The organism is Nocardia sp. NPDC056100 (assembly GCF_042266325.1).
Lineage (GTDB): Bacteria > Actinomycetota > Actinomycetes > Mycobacteriales > Mycobacteriaceae > Nocardia.
In genome coordinates this window covers 1,961,148-1,983,098 of record NZ_JBHJVY010000001.1, presented here as the reverse complement: position 1 = coordinate 1,983,098, position 21,951 = coordinate 1,961,148, and the positions used below count along the sequence as shown (strand labels likewise).

The following is a 21,951-nucleotide window of genomic DNA, read 5'->3' as shown; positions in this document are numbered from 1 at the left end:
CCTGCCGAGATGCTATCCCGCCCGCACCGGCGATAGCGGCCGCGGCGGGGAACAGCCTGTGCCGCTTACTTGGCGACCGGAGTCATATCGCTCACCAGCCAGCGGCCGTCGGGCTGCTGCCGCAGCGACACCGTCATCGGAATGACGTTAGTGACCGGATTCGGGTTGACGTTATTGGTGACGGTCTGCTTGGTCACCACCAGCACATCGGCCGTGCTGGCCGTCAGTACCATTGTCCCGCAGTGGATCTCGGTCGATGTACTGCGGGTCTGCGCGGAGGTCATGACGTCGCGCAGCGAGGCGCTGCTGTCGTCGAAGGTCTTGCGCCACGAATCGGTCGAGCCGTTGTCGACATCCCGGAAGTAGCTATCCAGGTCGGTGAACGAATAATTGCCCATCACCGACAGGAAGTGACATGCGGCCTGCTGGGCGGTATCGCGCCGGTCGGGCACGGCGGTGAGCGCGGAGATCTTGGTGTCGCGATCGGACACCTGGCCCTGGAGATCCGAAACTTTGTCGCGCTCACCGCTGTACAGCACGGAGGCCGTGATCGCTCCGGCCAGGAACAGCACCGCGAACACCCCGGCGATGATCGCGACGACGAACGCGGTCCTGGAGCGTTTCGGCGCGGTCGGAAACGGCTGCTGCGGAATTGGATACTGCGCCGGTGGTACCGGAGACTGCGACACGTGCTCCCCCTCGTGGTGACTGTGCCGAGATGCTAACCCGCGGCGTCGATTTGCTCGAGGTGGTGGCTCATGCGGTCGCGTTTGGTGCGCAGGTAGTGCACGTTGTGTTCGGTGGGCTGGGTCTGTAGGGGGATGCGGGCCGTTACCAGGATGCCGTGGGTTTCCAGGCCGGATTGTTTGGCGGGGTTATTGCTCATGAGCAGGACCGATCGCACGTTCAGGTCGGTGAGGATGCGGGCGGCCGCGCCGTATTCGCGGGCGTCGATGGGCAGGCCGAGCTGGACATTGGCATCCACGGTGTCCGCGCCCTGATCCTGAAGTTCGTAGGCGCGCAACTTGTTCAGCAGTCCGATGCCCCGGCCCTCCTGGCCGCGCAGGTAGACGATGAGGCCCCGGCCCGCAGCGGCCACCGCCTCCAGGGCCGCGTCGAGTTGTTCACCGCAGTCACAGCGGCGGGAGCCGAAGGCGTCGCCGGTGAGGCATTCCGAATGCACCCGGACCATGGTGTCGTCCCCGGCGGGATCGCCGTACACGAGCGCCAAATGCTCTGTGCCGGAATGCTCGTCGGCATAGCCGACCACCCGGAAATCGCCGAAGCGGGTGGGCAGGCGGGTCTCGACCACGCGGGAGACGCCGTTCTCCAGACTCTTCCGGTGGGCGATCAGGTCGGCGATGGAGATGATCGGGATGCCGTGCTCGCGCGACATGATCAGCAGCTCCGGCAGTCTCGCCATCGAGCCGTCGTCATTGACGACCTCGGCGATGACACCGGCGGGCCGCAACCCCGCCAGCCGCATCAGGTCGACAGCGGCTTCGGTATGACCCGGGCGGCCCAGCACCCCAAGGGGATTCGCGCGCAGCGGGAACACGTGACCCGGTCGCGACAGTTCCTCGGGTGTGGTGCGGGGATCGGCGAGCACCCGCATGGTGCGGGCGCGGTCTGCGGCCGAAATCCCGGTGCTCACACCGGAAATCGCGTCCACGGACACGGTGTACGCGGTCCCCTTGGGATCCTGATTGACCGCCGTCATGGGCGGCAGCTGCAACCGATCGAGATCCTCGCCCGCCATCGGCACGCACACCACACCGCTGGTGTGGCGCACCAGGAAGCCGATGTTCTCCGGCGTCGCGAATTCGGCCGCGAGGATGAGATCGCCTTCGTTCTCGCGATCCTCGTCATCCACCACGAGCACCATGCCCCCGGCGGCGATGGTGGCCACCGCGGTCACAATGGCATCGAGTTCACCGGTCATCGTCGACCACCTCTCTGTTATGCCTAATAGAAATATGCGGGGCGCGGAACAGCGAGGTGGGGTCCCGGTCACCGGATGGCAATACCGCCCGAAGACAAAAAATATGGCCCGGAGGCAGAAGCCTCCGGGCCATACAACCGGCCGCGAATCAGTGCGCGGTACCGCCCGTTGCGGGGGAGCGACCGGCCTTCATGATGATCGCGCCGACCAGCGCGAGCGCCGAGGTGGCCGCGATCACGTAGAAGCTGATCTCATATCCCTTGTCGGCGAACAACATCGGGATTTCCTTGGTGACCGTGGGCGCGCCCATCACCGTCACATCCGCCTTCACCGGATTGGCGTTGAGGAAGGCGGTGGCGACCGCCAGACCCAGGGCCGCGCCCATGGCCTGCATGACGCCGAGCATGCCCGCGCTGATGCCCTGCTGTTCCGCGGGCACCGCCTCGACCATGAGATTCGGTGTGGCCGCGTAGTAGAGGCCGAACGCGATACCGAATACCGCGCTGATCGCGGCCTGCATACCCCAGCCGTGCGAGGTCGCGCCGTAGGCCAGCGCCGCTCCGACGAAGATCACCAGTGCGAACACCAGCGGCTGCCGTCCACCCGAACGCCGGATCCACAGACCGCCGAGGAAGCCGAACAGCATGGCGATCAGGGATTGCGCGAGGGTGATGTGCGTGGCGAACTTCAGCAGGCTGAACCCGTCACCGTACGAGTAGCCCGGCTGCAGTTGCACATCCACCATATTCGGCGGCAACTGTGAGTAGACGGCCTCCGGCGGCACCTTCACCGCACCCGGCGGCAGTTCCACACCCGGCGGCAGCGCGGCCTTGGCCTGCGCTTCGGCCTGCGCCTGCGCCTGTGCCAGCGCACCGGCCTTGACCTGATCCCAGGTGGCGGTCTTGACCTGCTCGACAACCTCCGCCGACGGCGGGGACTGCGTCATATAACCGGTCGCGTAGGACTGGTAGCCGATCATGAACGAGGCCAGCAGCGCGATGAACAGCAGCACGCTCACGCGCGGGGTGAACAGCAGCTTCATATCCATGATCGGCTGCGAGACACGCTTTTCCACGATCGGGAACAGCGCCAGCAGCGCGAGGCCGCCGATCAGCCAGGCCAGCGAGGTCGGCTTGCTCCAGCCCCACTGCTGCCCGTTGTCCAGGTAGATCAGGGTGAGCACCAGACCCGCGCCGAGCAGGGTCGCACCGGCCAGGTCGAGCTTCTGCGGCACCCGCAGCTTGGACTCCGGCACGATCGCGATCACCAGCGGAATCATCACGACGGTGAAGGCGAACAGGAACCAGAAGATGGCGCGCCAGCTGTGGCTCTCCACGATCCAGCCGCCGATCAGCGGTCCGGCCAGCGCGGAAACGCCGAGGCCGGTGGAGGCGACACCGAGGCCGACCGGAACCAGCTTGCGCGGCATCAGGTCTCGAATGAGGCCGTACGAGATGACCGCCGTCGCAATGGCGGTGGCCTGCAGGCCGCGGCCGATCAGGAACAGGCCCCAGTTGCTGGTGACGGCGCAGATGGCGCAGCCGATCATGAACAGCACACCGCAGACCAGGAACATCCGCTTCTTGCCGACGATGTCGGAGAGCTTGCCGATGATCGGCGAGGTGGCGGCGCCGACGACGCCGAAGATGATGATGGCCCAGTTGATGTTCGCGCCATGGCTTGGGAACGTCGGTGCGATTTGGCGCAGCGCGGCCGAGACCATCACGTACTGCATGGGCGCGACCTCGGTGAACAGCACGATCACCGCGAGGACGGAGAAAATCCGAAGCTTTGACGCACCGTCGAGGCGACCGGTGTCGTCGATGGTGCCGGTGGGCACCTCAGGGGCGACGGAGGTGGACATATTGCGTCCTCCAGTGGGTAGGTAACACGATTGGTGAACCGTGTCACAGCCCGGGGCCGCCGCCTATGGACTAATCCGCTCAGTGGGAATTCTTCGAATTCTCTCTACCAGTGGCTTTCTTACGGCTACGCTGCTTCGCCAGCTTGTCCAGATCGGTCAGCAGGTCCTGCGCGAATTCGCGTTCGGCCTCGTAATGGCGTACGCACCACCGCAGTACCGCGCTCGGGTACGCCCACTCCGGATTGGCGTCCGCGCCGTCCGCGTCGATCTGCGCGCGGCGCTGCATCTTCTCCGCGTAATCGATGTGCTGGGTGAGGATTTCGCGCATGCGATCGGGTTCGGCGAGATGGCCCAGCCAAGCCCGCAGCATCACACTGTGTTTGAGCACCGGGGCTTCGACGGGGGAGTGATTCACCCAGTGCGAGGCCGCTTCCCGGCCGCTGTCGGTAATGGCGTACATGCGTTTGCCGCGCATGCCGTCCTCGGAGACCACGGTGCGCGAGGTGGCGTAACCGTGCTTCTCCAATCGTTTGAGTTCGGCGTAGATCTGACTGAACGACGGACTCCAGTAGAAGAACTGCAGGGACCAGTCCGCCCACTTCTTGAGGTCGTAACCGGAGAGTTCATCGGCGTGCGAGAGCATGCCGAGTACCGCCCAGGCCGTGGTCGGCAGCTCCGGAATCGCCTGCGGCTCTTCGCCGTTGGTGCCGTGCGCCGCGCCATCGGTCATGGATGAAGGGAATCGCCCCCGCATAGGACTGCCTTTTCTGTGCAAGGAAAGGAAGAGGAACCGATCGGATCAGCGCCAGTGCGCGCGACGCGGGAACAGCGTGCGCCCGGCCTCGTGCGCGACCTCGAGCACGACGCGGGCCAGCCGGTCATAGCTCATACCGTCGGCGCGACCCGAGAGCGACAGTGCGGCGGGCGCGGTGCCCCGGCCGCGCAGTGGCGCTGCGACACAGGCGATTCCGACCACGGCCTCTTCGCGATCGATGGCGACGCCCTGGCGCATGCGGATCTGCGCGAGTTCGCGCGAGAGCGCCTCGGGCTCGCAGATGGTGCGCGGGGTCAGGCGGGGCAGCCGGTTGCGCAGGGCGGCCTCGGCGATATTGGGCTCGAGACAGGCGAGCATGGCCTTGCCGACACCGGTGGCGTGCGCGGGCATGCGGCCGCCGAGCCGGGTGGGCAGGCTGGCGGCGAAGCGGCCGCCGGCCTTGTCCAGGTAGACCACATCGCGACCGTCGAGCACCGCGAGGTGGCCGACCATGCCGGTGCGCTGGCTCAACTCGTGCAGCAGCGGGCTGACGGCATCGCGAATCTCATTGTGGTCGGCGGTGAGTCCGCCGAGTTCGAGGGCGCGCATGCCCAGGCGGTAACCGCCGGAGGTGTGCGCGAGCCAGCGCAGCTTGATCATCTGATCGAGGATGCGGTGCACGGTCGAACGCGGCAGACCGGTGCGCTCGACCAGGCCGAGCAGGGTGAGCGTGGGGGTGGAGGCGTCGAATGCGTCCAGAATGAGCGTCATCCGCTCGATCATCGAGACCGGAACCTCGGCGCCGGAGTTACGAGACTCCTTGGCGCGCACGGGCGAGTGAGTGTTTCGCGCTTCCGCCGAGGGGAGCATGGCGACGGACATTTGAGCCTCCGTTGGTGCAGACATCCAGTCTAGGGATATGCCGATTAGGTATGTATCGAGTTCGGACCTTGTGCTACCCATCACAGTGCCTTGGGCCACACCGGAGGGAATCGGGAGAACTACGTAGCTTTTGTCCCGTTCTACGGATTCATGTCTCGGTGACCGAACCCCGATATTGACGCCTCCCCGCGCTGACCTGCTGTTATGACTGGCAGCCATATTTCGAACCGAAATAAGAGGGAGTCACCGTGGAACCGGTGCTGGAGGTGGATCGAGTGTCTACGGAGATCGATCCGGCCGCGTTCAAAGCAGTGCTCGGGCGCTTCGCCTCGGGGGTCACTGTGATTACCGCCATTGACGGAGGCGAGCCGGTTGGCTTCGCATGCCAGTCCTTCGCATCGCTGTCCATCGATCCGCCGCTGGTGAGTTTCTTCCCCGCGCGCACCTCGAGCACCTGGCCGCGCATTCGCCGCGCCGGGCGCTTCACCGTCAACATCCTGGCCGACCACCAGGATCAGATCTGCCGCCAGCTCGGTCGTCCCGGCGCGGACAAGTTCGACGGGGTCGAGTGGATTGCCTCGCGGAACGGTTCACCGCTGCTGACCGGTGCGCTGGCAACCATCGATTGCGAACTCCACGATGAGGTCGACGGCGGTGACCACACCGTGGTCATTGCCCGCGTGACCGGTCTGAACGAGCATTCCGAGGCCACCCCGCTGCTCTTCTACCGCGCGGCCTTCGGTCGTCTCGCACACCAGTAGCAACCTCCCGGCCAGTGGGACAGCCATTGTCACCGGCGTCACATCGGCCGCAACCATCAATACAAGGCAAGGGAGAGGAATTCACATGACCACCACTGACGGTGCCACGGAAGTGCGAGTGATCGACGCGGGCGCACCGCCCACCCGATTCGCGCGCGGCTGGCACTGCCTGGGGCTGGCCGACTCCTTCCGGGACGGAAAGCCGCACGCCATCAAGGCATTCGGCACCGAGATCGTGGTGTTCGCGGCCGAGGACGGCAGCCTGAACGTGCTCAATGCCTACTGCCCGCATATGGGCGGCAATCTGGCCGACGGCACCGTCAAGGGTGATTCGCTGGCCTGCCCGTTCCACGATTGGCGCTGGAACGGTAAGGGCAAGTGCACCGGCATTCCGTACGCGCGCCGGGTTCCGCCGCTGGCCCGCACCAAGGCGTGGCCGACCATGGTCGAGAACAAGCAGCTCTTCGTGTGGAACGACCCGGAGGGCAAGCAGCCCCCGGCCGAGGTCGCCATCCCGCGTATCGACGCCGCGTTCGACGAGCAGTGGACCGACTGGACCTGGAATTCGATGATCGTGGACGCCAACTGTCGCGAGGTCATCGACAACGTCGTGGATATGGCGCACTTCTTCTATGTGCACTACGGGTTCCCGACGTTCTTCAAGAATGTCTTCGAGGGTCATACCGCCAGTCAGTACATGACCTCGGTCTCGCGCGAGGACATGATGGGCGCGACCGCTAAGGCATTGGGCGGCAAGAACGTTCTGCAGTCCGAGGCCGCGTACTACGGCCCCTCCTACATGATCGATTACCTCAAGAGCGAGAGCGCCAACGGCCTCGTCGTCGAGGGCTACCTGATCAACTGCCACTACCCGATCAACGAGAACCAGTTCGTGCTCATGTACGGCGCGATCGCCAAGAAGCCCTCCGGCGTCTCGCCCGAGCAGGCCGATGAGATCGCCGAGAAGTTCGTCGGCGGGCTCGGCAAGGGCTTCGAACAGGACGCGAATATCTGGAAGCGCAAGTCGCGCATCAACAATCCGCTGCTGTGCGAGGAGGACGGGCCGGTCTACCAGCTGCGTCGCTGGTACGAGCAGTTCTACACCGATGCCGCGGCCGTCACCGAGGAGATGACCACCCGCTTCGAATTCGAGGTGGACACCACCCGCGCGGTCACCGCCTGGGAGGCCGAAGTCGCGGACAACCTGGCCAAGCGTGCCGCCGCCGAAGCAACGCCTGAAAGGCCCTGCCATGGATAAGGTTTCGTGCCGGTCCTGCGGGACCTGCGTGCTGGTGGAGAAATTCAGCCCCCAGCACACCAGCGTGCAATGGAACAACGCCGCCGTGGCGGCCTGCACGGAGCTCTCCACCACCGGCCTGAGGTCGCACACCTGCCACGCCCTGCGCGACAGCATCGACGCGGCGGTGGCGGCGGGCGAGCTGGGTTCGAGCACCCGCGATGTGGATGTGCTGACCCGCGGCCGGACCTTGGCCTGATCGAAATACACAGCACAGGAATGGAACTGGCGATGACCGTGACCGACATCGAACCGGATACGACCGAGCTCGAGGCCGAGTTGGAGACAGCGCAACAGGCCGGTGGCATCGCGTCGGTGCGGATCGTGCGCGTGGTGCGGGAGACCGACGACGCGGTGTCGCTGGAGCTCACGCCGGATGACGCCCATGCGGGGCGGTTCGGGTACAAGCCGGGGCAGTTCCTGACGCTGCGCATTCCGAGCGAGCTGACCGGGTCGGTGAGCCGGTGCTATTCGCTGTCCAGTGCGCCGCACGAGGATGGGCCGCTCAAGGTCACCGTCAAGCGGACGATCGACGGCTACGGCTCGAACTGGTTGTGTGACAACGCTGTCGAGGGCATGTCCCTCGAGGTGCTGCCACCCGCCGGACTGTTCACGCCCGGTTCGCTGGATATCGATCTGCTGCTGTTCGGCGGTGGCAGCGGTATCACCCCGGTGCTGTCCATCCTGAAATCCGCACTGGCGCAGGGCACCGGACACATCACGCTGGTCTACGCCAACCAGCATGAGAACTCGGTGATCTTCGCCGCTGAACTGGCGGAACTGGCTGCCGCGCACCCGGATCGGCTGCTGGTGCTGCACTGGTTGCAATCGGTGCAGGGCCTGCCCACGGTGGAACTGCTTGCCGCGCTGGTCAAGCCGTGGGCCGGGCGTGAGGCGTTCGTCTGCGGACCCGCGCCGTTCATGGACGCGGTGAGCGCCGCCATGACCTCGCTCGGCGCGGATCGCAAGCGCGTGCATTCGGAGAAATTCGTCTCGCTGTCCGGCAATCCCTTCGAAACCGACGGCACCGCCGTCGATATCGACGCCGCCGCGGCCGATGGTGACAATGCGACCGTCAAAGTCGAACTCGACGGTGAAAACCACGAATTCACCTGGCCGCGCAAGCAGACACTGTTGGATGTGCTGCTCGCCAAGGGCTTGGAAGCACCTTTCTCCTGTAAGGAAGGCGCGTGCAGCGCGTGCGTGTGCCGAGTGGTCTCCGGCGAAGTCACCATGCGGCGCAATGAAGTGCTCGAAGACGCCGATCTGGAAGACGGCTATGTGCTGGCCTGCCAGGCGGTTCCGGTGACCGACGACGTTTCCGTCACCTATTCCTGAGATATCGAGGAGTACAAACATGGCTGCTTTCAGCTCTCTCGGCTACGTGCGGGCCCGCATCGCGGATGTGCAGGCGTGGCGCGAATTCGCGTTCGACACCATCGGTTTCGCCGAAGGCACCGGACCCAATCCGGAGTCGATCTACCTGCGCACCGATGAGCACACCTACCGCCTGGAATTGGTGCCCGGCGAGCGCGATGAGGTCATCGCGGTCGGCTGGCAGGTCGCGGACACCCGCTCGCTCGCCCTGGTGCGCGAAACCCTGGAGAAGGCCGGAATCGCCGTCGCCACACTGAGTGTCGAGGATGCCGCGAACCGGCACGTCGAGGAGGCCATCAGCTTCGTCGATCCGTCCGGCTTCACCATCGAGGTCTTCCACGGCCCGCTGCTCGATCACACCCCGGTGCTGACCAAGCACGGCGCGCGTTTCATCAACGGTGATCTGGGCCTGGGGCATGTGGTGCTGCCGGTGCGCGATATCGAGGACGCGCGCAAGTTCTACACCGAGGTACTGGGTTTCGCCTCCCGCGGTTCCTTCCGCGTCGGGCCGCCCGGACATCCCATCTGGATCCGCTTCATGGGCGTGAACCCGCGCCATCACAGCCTCGCGCTGATTCCGGGTAGCCGCCCGGACGGACCGGGCATCGTGCACATCATGGTCGAGGTCGATTCGCTCGACGACGTGGGCCGCGCGCTGGATCGCGTCACCAAGGCGGGCTACCACCTGTCCTCCACGCTGGGGCGGCACACCAACGACAAGATGATCTCCTTCTACGTCCGCACCCCCGGCAACTGGGATCTCGAATTCGGTTGCGAGGGAATGCTGGTCGGCGACGACTACGTCGCCGAGGAGATGACCGCGGACAGCTACTGGGGCCACGAATGGGCTAGGGGCTGACCCGCCCGCACAGACCCGGCCGCGCCTCCGCCAGAGCCCCGGCGGGGGCGCGGCCGTTTCGGAGCACAACTGAATACATCGCAAAGGAGCGTCGAAAGTTGTCTCTGCCCACTGCATCCGGACCCACGCGGTTCGGATTCTTCATCGCGCCCTACCACCCGTTGAACGGCAATCCCACCTTGCAGATCCAGCGGGATCTGCAATTGGTCGAGCTCGCGGATGAGCTCGGATATCAGGAAGCCTGGGTCGGCGAACATCATTCCGCCGGAATGGAAATCATCGCCGCACCGGAGGTCTTCCTCGCGGCGGCCGCCGAGCGCACCAGCCGAATCCGGCTGGGGACCGGTGTGAATTCGCTGCCGTACCACCAGCCCATGATGCTGGCCGATCGGCTCTGCCTGCTCGATCACCTCACCAAGGGCCGCGTCATGATGGGCATCGGCCCGGGGCAGCTCGCCTCGGACGCCTCCATGATGGGGGTGCCGCAGCCGCGCCAGCGCGACATGATGCACGAATCCATGGACACCATCGTGCGATTGCTGCGCGGGGAGGCCGTCACCGCCAAGACGGATTGGTTCGAGCTCAATGAGGCTCGGCTGCAATTGCTGCCGTATCAGCAGGGCGGACTGGAAATGGCGGTGGCATCGACCATTTCGCCATCGGGTTCGGTGCTGGCCGGAAAGCACGGCGCGGGGCTGCTGTCCCTCGCGGCGTCGGATCCCTCGGGATATGAAGCGCTGCTGCCGAATTGGAAGGTCTACGAACAGGCCATGGCGGCGAGCGGGCACACCGTGGATCGGGCGAAATGGCGGCTTGTCGCGCCCATGCATATCGCCGAGACCCGGGAACAGGCGCGCCGCGAAGCCGAATGGGGCGTAGGGCATTTGGTGGATTACATCAAACGGCTCAGTGGGATGGATGTGCCGTGGGGCGATACCGCCGCCGAGGCGATCGAACAGTGGACCGGTCCCGGCTTCCCCGCCTTCGGCCGCGCCACCATCGGCTCACCCGATGACGCCATCGAGGCCATCGAAGCGCTCGCCGAACAGTCCGGCGGATTCGGCACCTTCCTGGTGCTGGCGCTCAATGTCGCCGATCCGGAAGCCTCCCGACGGTCGGTGAAACTGTTCGCCGAGCACGTGATCCCGCATTTCACCGGCGCGAATCGCAGTCGCATCGCCTCGCTGGACTGGGCCAACGCGAACAGCGAACGCCTCATGTCCGGTATGCGCGCGGGTGTGGAAGCCGCGTTCGAACGGCACGGCCAGGCCCTGGCAGCTGCCCTGACACCCGCTGAAGGGAAGTGACATGCGCGCGGTAGTTATGCGCAATCGCAAGCTGATCGTCGATGAGGTGCCCGATCCGGTGCCCGGTCCGGGCCAGGTGCTGGTCGAGACGATCGCCTGCGGTATCTGCGGCTCGGATAAAGCCGCCCTCGATTACACCGAGGAGTTCTTGCAGGCATCCCGCGACAGCGGTGTGCCGACCTTCCTGTTCGATCCGTGCCGCGACATGGTGATGGGTCACGAGCTGTCGGCCCGGGTCATCGGCGCGGGACCGGACACCCCATTCGTGGAGGGCCAGAACGTCGTTGCCCTACCCTGGGCGCTGGATTCGGCCGGTGGCATCCACGGTGTCGGCTACTCCAACGATTTCCCGGGCGGCTTCGGCGAGCGAATGGTGTTGCAGGCCATGGCCTTGGAACCCATTCCCGAACATGTGCCCCCGCACGTGGCGGCGATGACCGAACCGCTCGCCGTCGGCTTCGGCAATGTGGCGCGCACCGGTATCGGACCCGAGGGCACCGGCATCGTCATCGGTTGCGGCCCAGTCGGTTTGGGCGCGGTGGCCGCCCTGGTCGAACGCGGCGTAGCCCCCATCGTCGCCTCCGACCCGTCCAAACTCCGCCGCGAAGCCGCACTGCGCCTGGGTGCACACCGCGTGGTGGATCCGGCCGCGGAAGACCCCGTCGAGGTATGGCAGGAATTGGCCTCCCCCGGCCAGCAACTGCACGTCTGGGTCTGCGCCGGCGTCCCCGGCCTCCTCAACGACCTCATGTACAAGGTCCCCAGGGAAACCAAGATCCTGCAAATCGGCTCGATCATGACCGACGACGTCATCCGCCCGATCGTAGGCATCTACAAAGACATCTCCCTCCAAATGTGCATGGTCTACCCCCACGAGGAATACGCCAAAACCCTGCACCGCATAGCCGACGGCGTAATAGACGCCGAATCCCTCATCACCACCCAGGTCGGCTTCGACGCCGTCTCCGACGCCATAGATTCCCTCCGCCACCCCGACGACCACATCCAAATCCTCGTCCGCCCCAACCTCTAACCCCCGAACAGCGCAGACCCGATGCCAGACGGGTCGGCGTTGTCGGGTGCACCACTCAGTCCGCGACGACTACAGCCCGCACGAGTCGGCACAAATCCGCAGGATGCAGCGAGTCGGTGCGCCGCCAAAGTGCCGGATCGACCGCGTCGCGCTGCGAAACATGTTCCGCCACAGTGAATCCATGCTTACCCAGCAGTTCGGAGAGCGTCTCGGGGGAGTAGTAGCTCAACCATGGCTCGCCCTGTTCAGCGGCGGCTGGAAGTGCGAATTCGGCGTAGGCGGTTCCTGATTCGTCGCGCAGTTCGGCTGGCAGCGCGTACTCCATCACCAGTTCGGTGCCGGGCGCGAATCCCCTGAGGACCGCCAGCGTCGCCGCGATCGCCGATTCGGTCAAATACATGCTCACCCCGAGCCAGCTCACCAGGGCGGGCATTTCGGGATTGAATCCGTGCGCGGCCAATTCCGCTGTGAGGTCATCGCGCTCGAAATCCACGCCGACGAATCGTGCGGCAGCACCATCGATTCGCGCGGCCGCGAGCAATTCCCGCTTCCATTGTTGGGTGGCAGGATGATCCACCTCGAACACCGCGATCTCCCGGGCGAGCGGAGATCGGTAGGCGAAGGTATCGAGCCCCGCGCCCAGAATCACATACTGCCGGAAGCCCGCACTCACCCGCGCTTCGGTGTAGCTGCTGCGTGCGTTGACCTGCGCGCGCGTCCCACGCAGCACCACATGATCACCGAACTGCCGGTGATACCCGAGCACCTCTTCAGCGCGCGCACCAAGCAATTCGGCCGCCAGGGTGTCGCGAAACAGATACGGCTCACTATCCACCACAAGATGCGCCGCGCGCCCACCCGCCGCCATCATCGCGGTCCTACTAGGTCCGCCATCCATAGAATTCTCCTGCACCATCGTCGGGAAAACCGATGTTAGACAGGAAAATTGGAATTCGCATTCATCATATCACACGAAAATAAATATCCGATAACACAATTCGCCCGTTTCAGTCGGTGAAGGTGATTCGGACGGTGATGGGGGTGGTTTGCAGGGCGGCGAAGGTGTTGGTGACGAGGGGGGCCAGGAGGGGGTGGGGGGCGAAGGTGCGGGCGCGGGCTACTACGTCGTCGTCGGGGAGTAGGGCGGCGGTGCCGGTGCGCCATTGGTTGCCTTGGCGGACGCGGATTTCGGGGTTGGCGGTGAGGTTGGCGCCCCAGCCGGAGCGGGTGCCGTGCTGGGAGATTACCCAGGCGCCCTTGTCGTCGAAGAGGACCGAGACGGGGACGCGGCGGGGTTGGCCGGATTTGCGGCCTACCGTTTCGATTTCGGTGGCCAGGGCGGTGCGGACGCCGACTCGGCTCAGGGCGCGGACGGTGGGGTTCAGGACGTAGCGGCCCATGGCGCGTTCGCGGCGGAACTTGGTGGCGTTCTTGTCCGGGGCGGAGCCGGGGGAGCGTTTGCTGCGCAGGGCATCGAAGCCGTTGCGGCGCAGCATGGTTACCGCGGTGCGCCAGGGGGAGCGCTCGGGGTCCGGATCGCTGCCCGCGCCGAGCAGATGCAGCTGATCGGTGTGCCACTGCAGGTCGAGCGCGCCGTCGAATGCCTTCAGGCCGTTATTGGCCGCCAGCTGCGGCGGCAGTTTCAGGGAAATCGCGGGGGCGTGCAGGCGATCCGCGCCATTGAGGAGATCGGCTGCGGCGGAGGGGATTACGGCGGCGGGGCGGCCCAGGCCGACCAGATCGCAGTTGCCCTCGGCGATGGCCTCGGACATGGCGGCGTGCGAGCGGAAGCCGCCGGTGACCGCGATCGGCACCGCGCCCGCGGCCTGGCGGGCGGATTCGGCGTATTCCAGGAAGTACGCCTCGCGGGCCTTGGTGCTCGCCGCGACCGTGCGCGGGCGATTCAGCATGGCGGGGGATTCGTAACTGCCGCCGCTGATTTCGATCAGATCCAGGCCCTCGGCGGAGAGCTGCTCGATCACCAGGCGCGATTCGTCCTCGGTGAAGCCGCCGCGCTGGAAGTCGGCCGAATTGAGTTTGATGCCGACGCCGAAACCGGGGCTGACCGCGCCGCGAATGCTGCGCACCACCTCGAGAACGAAGCGGCGACGACGCTCGGCGTCGCCGCCCCAGCCGTCGGTGCGCTGATTGGACAGCGGAGACAGGAACTGCGACACCAGATATCCGTGCGCGCCGTGCACCTGCACGCCGTCGAATCCGGCGGCCTCCGCAACCCGCGCCGCGGTGCCGAAGCGGCGGATGATGTCGTGGATCTCGTCCTCGGTGAGCGCGCGCGGGGTGGGTACGCCCGGAATGCTGATGCCGATGGCCGAAGGTGCGACCGTGCGATTGCGGGTGACCAGCGGATTGGCCTGGCGGCCCGGATGATTCAACTGCATCCAGAGCTTCGCGCCGCCGTCTTTGCCCGCTTTGGCCCAGCGGGTCAGTGCTTCGAGGTGTCGTTCGTCCTCGATGGCCACATTGCCGGGTTCGCCCTGGTGGCGGCCGTCGACCATGACATTGCCGGTGACGATCAACCCGTACCCGCCGGTGCTCCAGCGCGCGTAGAGTCGTTGCAGCCGTTCGTCGGGGGCGAGGGCGGAATTGCCCAGTCCCTCGCTCAGCGCGGATTTCATCAAGCGGTTCGGGAGTACCTGGCCACTGGCCAGCGGCAGGGGATCGTGCAGGGTTTTAGTAGGCATGGGTGACCCCGATTCGTCGTCGAGTCAGTGGCGGCGGTCTACACTGGCAATGGTAGACCAATCGGTATATCTCGGACGGTAGTACACCGATCGGTATACAGCAAGAAAGGATGTAGTCCATGGGAGCCCGCGACCGCCTCATCGACAGCGCCATCGCCCTCATGCGCTGCAAAGGGATCGCCGGAACCGGAATCGCCCAATTACTCGAGCACAGCGGCATCTCCCGGCGCTCGGTCTACCTGAACTTCCCCGGCGGCAAATCCGAACTCATCGCCGAGGCCACCCGCACCGCCGGTCAGGCGTCGAGCGCGCTCATGCGCACCCTCACCGCGGGCACCGACCTGGCCACCGTCATCGCCGCCTTCCCCGCCATGTGGCGCGAGGTCGTGGTCGCCAGCGATTTCACCGCGGGCTGCCCGATCGTGGCCGCGGCCCTGGGCCGCTCGGAGTCTCCGGAGGCCGCAGATGTGGCGGGGGAGACCTTCATCGAATGGGAAGGCATCCTGGCCGAACGCCTCGAAGCCGAATCGGTCGCCCCGGAGACCGCGCGCTCCCTGGCCACCACCATCGTGGCGGCCGTCGAAGGCGCGGTCGTCATGTCCCTGGCCACCCGCTCCACCGATCCGCTGGAGCGCGCCGGAAAACAACTCGCGGACCTGGTCAGCATGCATACCGGCAAGAAGATCTCGGCCGCCTGAAGCCCCCGCGTGAACCGGTACGGACGCCGGGATCGCGCGAGCATCGGGATCAGCGGGACAGTAGCCGCTCGATCTCGCGCTGCGTCGGAATCGATACGCTCGCACCGAGTTTCGTGGTGGCCAGCGCACCCGCCGTGCACGCCCAGGCCAGCGCGATCTCCGGACCCTCGTGCCAATGCGCCGCGAGCGCACCGGTGAACGTATCCCCGGCTCCGGTGGTATCGACCACCTCGACCCGAACTCCCGGCTGCGGCAGCGTGATTCCGTCCGGACCGCGATAGATCGCCCCGTCCGCGCCCAGCGTGGTGATCACATGCGGAACACAATCCAGGACCGCGCCGAGCTGAGCCGCCTCACCCTCGTTCACCACCGCGATATCGATCTCGGCCCACAGCTCATCCGGAAGTTCGCGCACCGGTGAGGGATTCAGAATCACCACGGTGTCATTGGCCCGCGCGTGCCGAGCCGCCCGCAGCACGGTTGGCAGCGGAATCTCCAACTGGCACAGCAGTACATCGGCTTGCGCGATGGCCTCGAGATCCCCGACATCCAGCGCTGTCATCCGGGCATTGGCCCCGCCCACCACGATAATGCTGTTCTCGCCACCGGAATCCACGATGATCGCCGCCACCCCGCTGGCCCCGCTCAATCGCCGCAGTCGCGAAACCTCCACTCCCGCATCGGAAAGCACCCCGCGCAGCTCATCGGCGAAAACGTCATCCCCGACCGCGCCGACGAACCCCACCGAGCCACCGGCCCGCCGCGCCGCGATGGCCTGATTCGACCCTTTCCCGCCGGGCACCAGCGCGAAGCTCTCCCCGGACACCGTCTCGCCGGGTTCCGGCCGCCGCCCCACGGTCGTCACCAGATCCATATTGATGCTGCCCACCACCACAATCCGCGCCATGAGCGTCACGGTAGTCGCCGAAGTGTTGACAACCGTGCACCTTCTTCTTTATCTCTTCGCAAGAGAAGAAAAATCTTCTAGGAAGTTAAATTTTCCCTGTTCGATCCGGCCACCGAGCCGCAGGCCGAGCGCTGAGCGCGCGATGCCCGTATCGACTATCGCGTTACTGGCCGGTACCCGTGGATTCGGTTCGCCCGCCCGGGGATTGGACGCCGCGACCGGGTTCCAGCGGGGGAGCGCCGATCGCGCAGTGCACTTTGCACTGCGGTTCGGCGGCGGGCGGCGCGGTGGCCAGCGCGTCATCGCGCACGGTGAAGAAGGTCAGTACGGCCGCTGCCACCACCAGCACCACGCAGGTCAGCAGGGCGATGCGGAAGCCGTGCTGGAAGGTCGAGGGATTGCTGTAGGCGTCGCCGGTGAGCCCCGCCAGCGGCGGAATCGCCGCCACCGCAAGCAAACCGGCCGCACGCGCCACCGCGTTGTTGACCCCGCTGGCCACGCCCGCATGCCGTTCGTCGGCGGTGGCCAGCACGGTGGCGGTCAGCGGTGCGACCGCCAGCGTCAGGCCGATACCGAACACGATGGCGGCGGGCAGCACCACGGTCACATACGAGGAGTGCTCACCGATGCGGGTCATCAACAGCATGCCGAGCGCGGCCAGCAGCACACCTGCGGTGATCGGCTTACGCGGGCCGATCTTCTGCGCGAGCGCACCCGCCCGCGCCGAGAACAGCAGCATGAGAATCGTGCCGGGCAGCAGCGCGGTGCCCGCCGCGATCGGACTGAAGCCCGAAACCACCTGCAAGGTGAGCACCAGCAGGAAGAACACCACGCTCATCCCGCCGTACAGCACGAAGGTGACCGCGTTGATCGCCGTGAACTGCTTGGAGGCGAAGACATCCACCGGCACCATCGGCGAGGGGCCGTCATCGCGGGCCGAGCGACGGCGTTCGAGCAGTACGAAGGCGATTCCGGCCGCGACGCCCAGCACCGCGCTGCCGATCACCAAGGCCAGGTTGGCATCTCGTTCCGGTGCGGTGGTGAGCGCGTACGTTATCCCGGCCAGGCACAGCGCGGCCAGCGCCGCGCCGAGCACATCGAATTTCCCGTGCGCGCGCGAATCGTAGGTCTCGGGCACATGTTTGGCGGCGACGGCGATAACCACCAGCGCCAGTGGGACATTCAGCAGGAACACCCAGCGCCAGCCCGCGTACTCGACCAGATAGCCGCCCAGGAACGGGCCGATCGCGCCCGCCACACCGCCGAGCCCCGACCACGCTCCGACCGCGCGGGCACGATCCTGGGGTTCGAAGGACGCCTGGATGATCGCCAGCGACCCGGGCGTCAACAGCGCCCCGCCGACGCCCTGTAGCGCCCGCGCCGCGATCAGCATCGAAATATCCTGTGCCGCACCGCAGAGCGCCGAGGCCAGCCCGAACCAGATGACGCCGATGATGAATACGCGGCGGCGGCCGTACCGGTCGCCGAGCGCACCGCCCAGCAGAATCAAACCCGCGAGGGTGAGCGAATAGGCGTTGACGGTCCACTGCAATCCGGCCATCGAGGCGCCGAATTCGTCACCGATCCTGGGCAGCGCCACATTCACGACGGTGGCGTCGAGCATCGCCATTCCGGAACCGAGCACCGTTGCCAGGAGAACCCAGCGTCCGGCAGCGGACGAGAGACGAATGCTCGCGGTCATGTGGTCACGGTAGCCCGCGCCGCCGATACTCGCCGGTCGCGGGAAATAGTCCGGGTCGGCCGGTGTGTACGGCCCGGGACGAGCGGCGGGGAGTTCGGGTCGAGACCGCCGCGCCACGTGGCCCGCCGGGTCGCCGAAATAGCCGTTCGGGCCGGGTATATAGGCAGTACCCGGCGGTAAGTACGCTGTAGCCATGACTGTCTCGACCACCACTGAACTGGACGACGTCCGCGAGGTGGTGCATGCCGCGGCGCGCCGAGCCCGGGTGGCGTCGCGCACGCTCGCCCAGCTCACCACCGCGCAGAAGGATGCCGCACTGCACGCCGCGGCCGACGCGCTGCTCGCCGCCAAGGATCGTCTGCTCATCGCCAATGGCGAGGACATCGAGATCGCCCGGGCCGGAGGCACCGCGGAAGCCCAACTCGACCGGCTGCGCCTGACCGAGGCCCGCATCGACGGCATCGCGTCCGGACTGCGGCAGGTCGCCGGGCTGCCCGATCCGGTGGGCGATGTGGTGCGCGGTTCGACGCTGCCCAATGGCCTGGAGATCCGGCAGACGCGCGTCCCGCTCGGCGTGGTCGGCATGGTGTACGAGGCTCGCCCGAATGTCACCGTCGACGCCTTCGGGCTGACCTTGAAGTCGGGCAACGCGGCGCTGCTGCGCGGTTCCTCCTCGGCGGTGCGCTCGAATGTGGCGCTGGTGACCGTGCTGCGCGAAGCGCTTGCGGCGCAGGGCCTTCCGGAGGACGCGGTGCAGTTGCTGCCCGCCGACGACCGTTCCAGCGTCACCCATCTGATCCAGGCGCGCGGACTGGTCGACGTGGTCATTCCGCGCGGCGGCGCGGGCCTGATCAACGCCGTGGTGCGCGATGCCCTGGTGCCGACCATCGAGACCGGCACCGGTAACTGCCATATCTTCGTACATCGCGATGCCGATCTGGATATGGCCGAATCGATTCTGATCAATGCCAAGACCCGGCGGCCGAGCGTCTGCAATACCGCCGAGACGGTGCTCATCGACGCGGCCATCGCCGAGACGGCCGTACCGCGCCTGATCAAGGCGCTGGAGACCAGCGGCGTCACCATTCACGGTGATCTGCCCGGTCTGGTGCCCGCCACCGATACCGACTGGGCGGATGAGTACCTCTCCCTCGATATCGCGCTGAAGGTCGTCCCCGATCTGGATGCCGCCGTCGAGCACATCAATCACTGGGGCACCGGCCACACCGAAGCCATTGTCACCGGCGACCTCAAGGCCGCCCGTGAATTCACCGGCCGGGTGGACGCCGCCGCCGTCATGGTCAATGCTTCGACTGCGTTCACCGACGGTGAGCAGTTCGGCTTCGGCGCGGAGATCGGCATCTCCACGCAGAAATTGCACGCGCGCGGCCCCATGGGCCTGCCGGAACTGACCTCCACCAAATGGATCGTGTGGGGCGACGGCCAGATCCGGCCCGTCTAGCACTTCGAGGAAAGGCAGCACCCGTGGCTTCTACAGCACCGATCCAGGAGCCGATCTTCGCATCGGTCGACGATGTGATCGAACGCCTGGCCGGAACCGGCTACCTGGCCGATAAGGCCACCGCCACTTCGGTTTTCCTCGCGGACCGGCTCGGCAAACCACTGCTCATCGAGGGTCCGGCCGGTGTCGGCAAGACCGAGTTGTCCAAGGCGGTCGCCGAGGTCGCGGGCGCGGAACTGGTGCGCCTGCAATGCTATGAGGGCGTGGACGAATCGCGTGCGCTCTACGAGTGGAATCACGCCAAGCAGATCCTGCGCATTCAGGCGACCTCGGAAAACGATTGGGCCGAAACCAAAGCCGACGTCTTCACCGAGGAATTCCTGCTCTCGCGGCCGCTGCTCACCGCCATCCGGCGCACCGAGCCGACCGTGCTGCTCATCGACGAGACCGATAAGGCCGACGTCGAGATCGAGGGCCTGCTGCTCGAGATTCTGAGCGACTTCTCGGTCACCGTCCCGGAATTGGGCACCATCACCGCGACCCGCAAACCGTTCGTGGTGCTGACCTCCAATGCCACCCGCGAGCTGTCCGAGGCTCTGAAGCGGCGCTGCCTGTACCTGCACATCGACTTCCCGGATGAGGATCTCGAGCGCCGCATTCTGGCCAGCCGGGTGCCCGAGCTCAAGCCCGCCGTGGCCGCACAGCTGGTGCGGGTCGTGCATGTGCTGCGCGGTATGCAGCTCAAGAAGCTGCCCTCGGTCGCCGAGTCCATCGACTGGGCGCGCACGCTGATCGCCTTGGGCGCAAAGGATCTGGACGAGAAGACGGTGCGTGCGACGCTCGGCGTGGTGCTCAAACATCAGGCCGACCATCTGCGTGCGCAGTCCGAGCTGAAGCTGGCCTGAGATGGCCGGCTCGTCGAACAAATCCCGCGGGCTGGTCTCCGCGGCCATGCGCGCGGTGAGCGGTGCGCCCGCCGCCAAACCACCCACGACATCCGAGCCCACCGCCGAGTACGGATTCTCCGGACATCTGGTGGGGTTCGTGGAGGCGTTGCGCGCCAGGGGGATTCCGGTCGGGCCGTCCGAAACCGTCGACGCCGCACAGGTTGTCACCGTGCTGGATCTGATGGATCGGGAAGCGCTGCGGGAGGGGCTGGCGTGTGCGCTGCTGCGCCGCACCACCCAGCGCGCCACCTACGACGGCCTGTTCGATCTGTGGTTCCCGGCCGCACTCGGTGAGCGCGTCGGGGCCGAAGAGGTCGAGATCCCGTTGAAGCCCAATGGGGCCGTCGACATTATCGAGCTGCGAAAGATGCTGGCGGAGTTGCTGGTTCAGGACCCGTCCGGTGAGCAGGAGCGTCAGCTGCAGGCGCTGGCGGCGCAGATGGTCGAGCAGATGGGCCAGTATCAGGCGGCGGGCGGTCCGTCGTTCTCCGCGTATCAGACGTTGAAGGATCTACAGCCCGAAATCCTGGTGGCCAAACTGCTCGCCGGTCTCACCGCGGGTATGGACAACTCCGATTTCGACACCGAGGTCGCCCGGCGCACCGCGCGTCAGCGCATCAAGGGGTTCCGCGGCACCGTCGAAGCCGAAACCCGCCGCCGCGTCGCCGAGCGCATCGGCCGCGAGCGCGTCGCCACCTATGGTGTCGCGCGGCAGGCCGAAGACGCCGACTTCCTGCGCATCTCGCAGAACGAACTCGACGATCTGCGCCGCTCCAGTCAGCGCCTGGCTCGAATCCTGGCCTCCCGCTTGGCCGCTCGTCGTCGCCGCTCCCGTCGCGGTGAGATCGATCTGCGCAAGACGCTGCGCAAATCCATGTCCACCGGCGGTGTTCCCATCGACCTGGTGACCCGCAAACCCCGGCCCGGCCGCCCCGATCTCGTTCTGCTGTGCGATATCTCGGGGTCGGTGGCCGGTTTCTCCAGCTTCACCATGGTGCTGGTGAACGCGCTGCGCGAACAGTTCTCCCGCGTCCGCATTTTCGCGTTCGTTGACCGCTCCGACGAGGTGACCAAGCTCTTCGACTCGGTGACCCCGCTGGATCAGATCACCCGCCGCATCTTCACCGAAGCCGATGTCGTGGGCATCGAAGGCCACTCCGACTACGGCTCCGCCCTGGAAGGTTTCGCCGAGAACTTCCCCGACGCCGTCACCAGCCGCACCTCCCTGCTCATCCTCGGCGATGCCCGCAACAACTACCGCGATCCGGCCCTGGGCACCCTGGCCGACCTGGTAGCCGTCGCCAAACACGCCTACTGGCTCAACCCCGAAGCCGAAAAGATGTGGGGCACCGGCGATTCCGCCGCCAAGAAATACGCGGAAGTGATCGAGATGCACGAATGCCGCTCCGCCCGCCAACTCACCGCCGTAGTCGGCCGCCTACTACCCGTCTGAGGAG

Annotated in this window: 20 protein-coding genes; 11 read left to right on the top strand and 9 right to left on the bottom strand. The window is 66.2% G+C overall.

Annotation, left to right across the window (positions count from 1 at the left end):
- Positions 1-65: 65 nt before the first annotated feature.
- From ACFC0O_RS09225 to ACFC0O_RS09205, 5 genes are all read right to left on the bottom strand, one after another.
- Complete coding sequence (locus ACFC0O_RS09225) at positions 66-689, bottom strand: hypothetical protein (RefSeq protein WP_375955160.1); 624 nt, start codon at positions 687-689, stop codon at positions 66-68.
- Between the two features lie 32 nt (positions 690-721).
- Positions 722-1,942 carry a bifunctional 3,4-dihydroxy-2-butanone-4-phosphate synthase/GTP cyclohydrolase II gene (locus tag ACFC0O_RS09220; protein ID WP_375955158.1) on the bottom strand — a complete coding sequence of 407 codons (1,221 nt, stop codon included), beginning with the start codon at positions 1,940-1,942 and terminating at the stop codon, positions 722-724.
- A 148-nt stretch (positions 1,943-2,090) separates the two neighbouring features.
- The gene (locus ACFC0O_RS09215) at positions 2,091-3,806 is read right to left on the bottom strand and encodes an MFS transporter (RefSeq protein ID WP_375955156.1); all 1,716 of its coding nucleotides are present in this window, start codon (positions 3,804-3,806) and stop codon (positions 2,091-2,093) included.
- Between the two features lie 79 nt (positions 3,807-3,885).
- Positions 3,886-4,536, bottom strand: a complete 651-nt coding sequence (locus tag ACFC0O_RS09210) for a PadR family transcriptional regulator (protein WP_375955154.1) — start codon at positions 4,534-4,536, stop codon at positions 3,886-3,888.
- Positions 4,537-4,605: 69 nt separating this feature from the next.
- Positions 4,606-5,442 (bottom strand): IclR family transcriptional regulator, encoded by an 837-nt coding sequence (locus ACFC0O_RS09205; RefSeq protein ID WP_364629731.1) that lies wholly within the window; start codon positions 5,440-5,442, stop codon positions 4,606-4,608.
- Positions 5,443-5,717: 275 nt separating this feature from the next.
- Here ACFC0O_RS09205 and ACFC0O_RS09200 point away from each other — a divergent pair, with 275 nt between their 5' ends.
- The 7 genes from ACFC0O_RS09200 to ACFC0O_RS09170 all read left to right on the top strand — a co-directional run bounded on the left by ACFC0O_RS09200 (position 5,718) and on the right by ACFC0O_RS09170 (position 12,076).
- Positions 5,718-6,203: a flavin reductase family protein gene (locus ACFC0O_RS09200; protein WP_375955151.1), complete on the top strand. Its 486-nt coding sequence runs from the start codon at positions 5,718-5,720 to the stop codon at positions 6,201-6,203.
- Positions 6,204-6,288: 85 nt separating this feature from the next.
- The gene (locus ACFC0O_RS09195; RefSeq protein WP_375955149.1) at positions 6,289-7,461 is read left to right on the top strand and encodes a Rieske 2Fe-2S domain-containing protein; all 1,173 of its coding nucleotides are present in this window, start codon (positions 6,289-6,291) and stop codon (positions 7,459-7,461) included.
- Positions 7,454-7,699: a hypothetical protein gene (locus tag ACFC0O_RS09190; protein ID WP_364629740.1), complete on the top strand. Its 246-nt coding sequence runs from the start codon at positions 7,454-7,456 to the stop codon at positions 7,697-7,699. Before ACFC0O_RS09195 ends, ACFC0O_RS09190 begins: the two co-directional genes overlap by 8 nt.
- A 32-nt stretch (positions 7,700-7,731) precedes the next feature.
- Complete coding sequence (locus ACFC0O_RS09185; RefSeq protein WP_375955147.1) at positions 7,732-8,838, top strand: 2Fe-2S iron-sulfur cluster-binding protein; 1,107 nt, start codon at positions 7,732-7,734, stop codon at positions 8,836-8,838.
- 19 nt (positions 8,839-8,857) lie between these two features.
- Positions 8,858-9,736 carry a VOC family protein gene (locus ACFC0O_RS09180; protein ID WP_364629745.1) on the top strand — a complete coding sequence of 293 codons (879 nt, stop codon included), beginning with the start codon at positions 8,858-8,860 and terminating at the stop codon, positions 9,734-9,736.
- 98 nt (positions 9,737-9,834) lie between these two features.
- Complete coding sequence (locus tag ACFC0O_RS09175; RefSeq protein WP_375955146.1) at positions 9,835-11,043, top strand: LLM class flavin-dependent oxidoreductase; 1,209 nt, start codon at positions 9,835-9,837, stop codon at positions 11,041-11,043.
- 1 nt (position 11,044) lies between these two features.
- A complete protein-coding gene (locus ACFC0O_RS09170; RefSeq protein WP_375955144.1) occupies positions 11,045-12,076 on the top strand; it encodes a zinc-binding dehydrogenase in 1,032 nt (343 codons plus the stop codon).
- Positions 12,077-12,131: 55 nt separating this feature from the next.
- Here the strand turns inward: ACFC0O_RS09170 and ACFC0O_RS09165 are convergent, their stop codons facing one another.
- The gene (locus tag ACFC0O_RS09165) at positions 12,132-12,974 is read right to left on the bottom strand and encodes a class I SAM-dependent methyltransferase (protein ID WP_375955142.1); all 843 of its coding nucleotides are present in this window, start codon (positions 12,972-12,974) and stop codon (positions 12,132-12,134) included.
- 109 nt (positions 12,975-13,083) lie between these two features.
- A complete protein-coding gene (locus tag ACFC0O_RS09160; protein WP_375955140.1) occupies positions 13,084-14,778 on the bottom strand; it encodes a nitroreductase family deazaflavin-dependent oxidoreductase in 1,695 nt (564 codons plus the stop codon).
- A 119-nt stretch (positions 14,779-14,897) separates the two neighbouring features.
- Between ACFC0O_RS09160 and ACFC0O_RS09155 the strand changes: the two genes are divergently transcribed.
- Positions 14,898-15,476 (top strand): TetR/AcrR family transcriptional regulator, encoded by a 579-nt coding sequence (locus ACFC0O_RS09155; protein WP_375955138.1) that lies wholly within the window; start codon positions 14,898-14,900, stop codon positions 15,474-15,476.
- Positions 15,477-15,525: 49 nt separating this feature from the next.
- Here ACFC0O_RS09155 and ACFC0O_RS09150 read toward each other — a convergent pair whose 3' ends face one another.
- Complete coding sequence (locus ACFC0O_RS09150; RefSeq protein ID WP_375955136.1) at positions 15,526-16,383, bottom strand: ribokinase; 858 nt, start codon at positions 16,381-16,383, stop codon at positions 15,526-15,528.
- A gap of 163 nt (positions 16,384-16,546) precedes the next feature.
- Positions 16,547-18,085 (bottom strand): MFS transporter, encoded by a 1,539-nt coding sequence (locus ACFC0O_RS09145; RefSeq protein WP_375955134.1) that lies wholly within the window; start codon positions 18,083-18,085, stop codon positions 16,547-16,549.
- Positions 18,086-18,278: 193 nt separating this feature from the next.
- Between ACFC0O_RS09145 and ACFC0O_RS09140 the strand changes: the two genes are divergently transcribed.
- From ACFC0O_RS09140 to ACFC0O_RS09130, 3 genes are read left to right on the top strand one after another with little or no spacing between them, the layout of a single operon-like run.
- Positions 18,279-19,547 carry a glutamate-5-semialdehyde dehydrogenase gene (locus ACFC0O_RS09140; protein WP_375955132.1) on the top strand — a complete coding sequence of 423 codons (1,269 nt, stop codon included), beginning with the start codon at positions 18,279-18,281 and terminating at the stop codon, positions 19,545-19,547.
- Positions 19,508-20,452 carry a MoxR family ATPase gene (locus ACFC0O_RS09135; RefSeq protein WP_364629771.1) on the top strand — a complete coding sequence of 315 codons (945 nt, stop codon included), beginning with the start codon at positions 19,508-19,510 and terminating at the stop codon, positions 20,450-20,452. Before ACFC0O_RS09140 ends, ACFC0O_RS09135 begins: the two co-directional genes overlap by 40 nt.
- A 46-nt stretch (positions 20,453-20,498) precedes the next feature.
- On the top strand, positions 20,499-21,947 hold the full coding sequence (locus ACFC0O_RS09130) for a VWA domain-containing protein (protein WP_375956058.1): 1,449 nt from the start codon (positions 20,499-20,501) through the stop codon (positions 21,945-21,947).
- Positions 21,948-21,951: the final 4 nt, after the last annotated feature.

Coding starts and splice junctions, on each gene's coding strand:
- ACFC0O_RS09170 (WP_375955144.1), top strand. CDS start 11,045: ATGCGCGCGGTAGTTATGCGCAATCGCAAGCTGATCGTCGATGAGGTG.
- ACFC0O_RS09150 (WP_375955136.1), bottom strand. CDS start 16,383: ATGGCGCGGATTGTGGTGGTGGGCAGCATCAATATGGATCTGGTGACG.
- ACFC0O_RS09180 (WP_364629745.1), top strand. CDS start 8,858: ATGGCTGCTTTCAGCTCTCTCGGCTACGTGCGGGCCCGCATCGCGGAT.
- ACFC0O_RS09140 (WP_375955132.1), top strand. CDS start 18,279: ATGACTGTCTCGACCACCACTGAACTGGACGACGTCCGCGAGGTGGTG.
- ACFC0O_RS09165 (WP_375955142.1), bottom strand. CDS start 12,974: ATGGATGGCGGACCTAGTAGGACCGCGATGATGGCGGCGGGTGGGCGC.
- ACFC0O_RS09220 (WP_375955158.1), bottom strand. CDS start 1,942: ATGACCGGTGAACTCGATGCCATTGTGACCGCGGTGGCCACCATCGCC.
- ACFC0O_RS09215 (WP_375955156.1), bottom strand. CDS start 3,806: ATGTCCACCTCCGTCGCCCCTGAGGTGCCCACCGGCACCATCGACGAC.
- ACFC0O_RS09155 (WP_375955138.1), top strand. CDS start 14,898: ATGGGAGCCCGCGACCGCCTCATCGACAGCGCCATCGCCCTCATGCGC.
- ACFC0O_RS09185 (WP_375955147.1), top strand. CDS start 7,732: ATGACCGTGACCGACATCGAACCGGATACGACCGAGCTCGAGGCCGAG.
- ACFC0O_RS09205 (WP_364629731.1), bottom strand. CDS start 5,442: ATGTCCGTCGCCATGCTCCCCTCGGCGGAAGCGCGAAACACTCACTCG.
- ACFC0O_RS09145 (WP_375955134.1), bottom strand. CDS start 18,085: ATGACCGCGAGCATTCGTCTCTCGTCCGCTGCCGGACGCTGGGTTCTC.
- ACFC0O_RS09160 (WP_375955140.1), bottom strand. CDS start 14,778: ATGCCTACTAAAACCCTGCACGATCCCCTGCCGCTGGCCAGTGGCCAG.
- ACFC0O_RS09210 (WP_375955154.1), bottom strand. CDS start 4,536: ATGACCGATGGCGCGGCGCACGGCACCAACGGCGAAGAGCCGCAGGCG.
- ACFC0O_RS09195 (WP_375955149.1), top strand. CDS start 6,289: ATGACCACCACTGACGGTGCCACGGAAGTGCGAGTGATCGACGCGGGC.
- ACFC0O_RS09135 (WP_364629771.1), top strand. CDS start 19,508: ATGGATCGTGTGGGGCGACGGCCAGATCCGGCCCGTCTAGCACTTCGA.
- ACFC0O_RS09190 (WP_364629740.1), top strand. CDS start 7,454: ATGGATAAGGTTTCGTGCCGGTCCTGCGGGACCTGCGTGCTGGTGGAG.
- ACFC0O_RS09130 (WP_375956058.1), top strand. CDS start 20,499: ATGCGCGCGGTGAGCGGTGCGCCCGCCGCCAAACCACCCACGACATCC.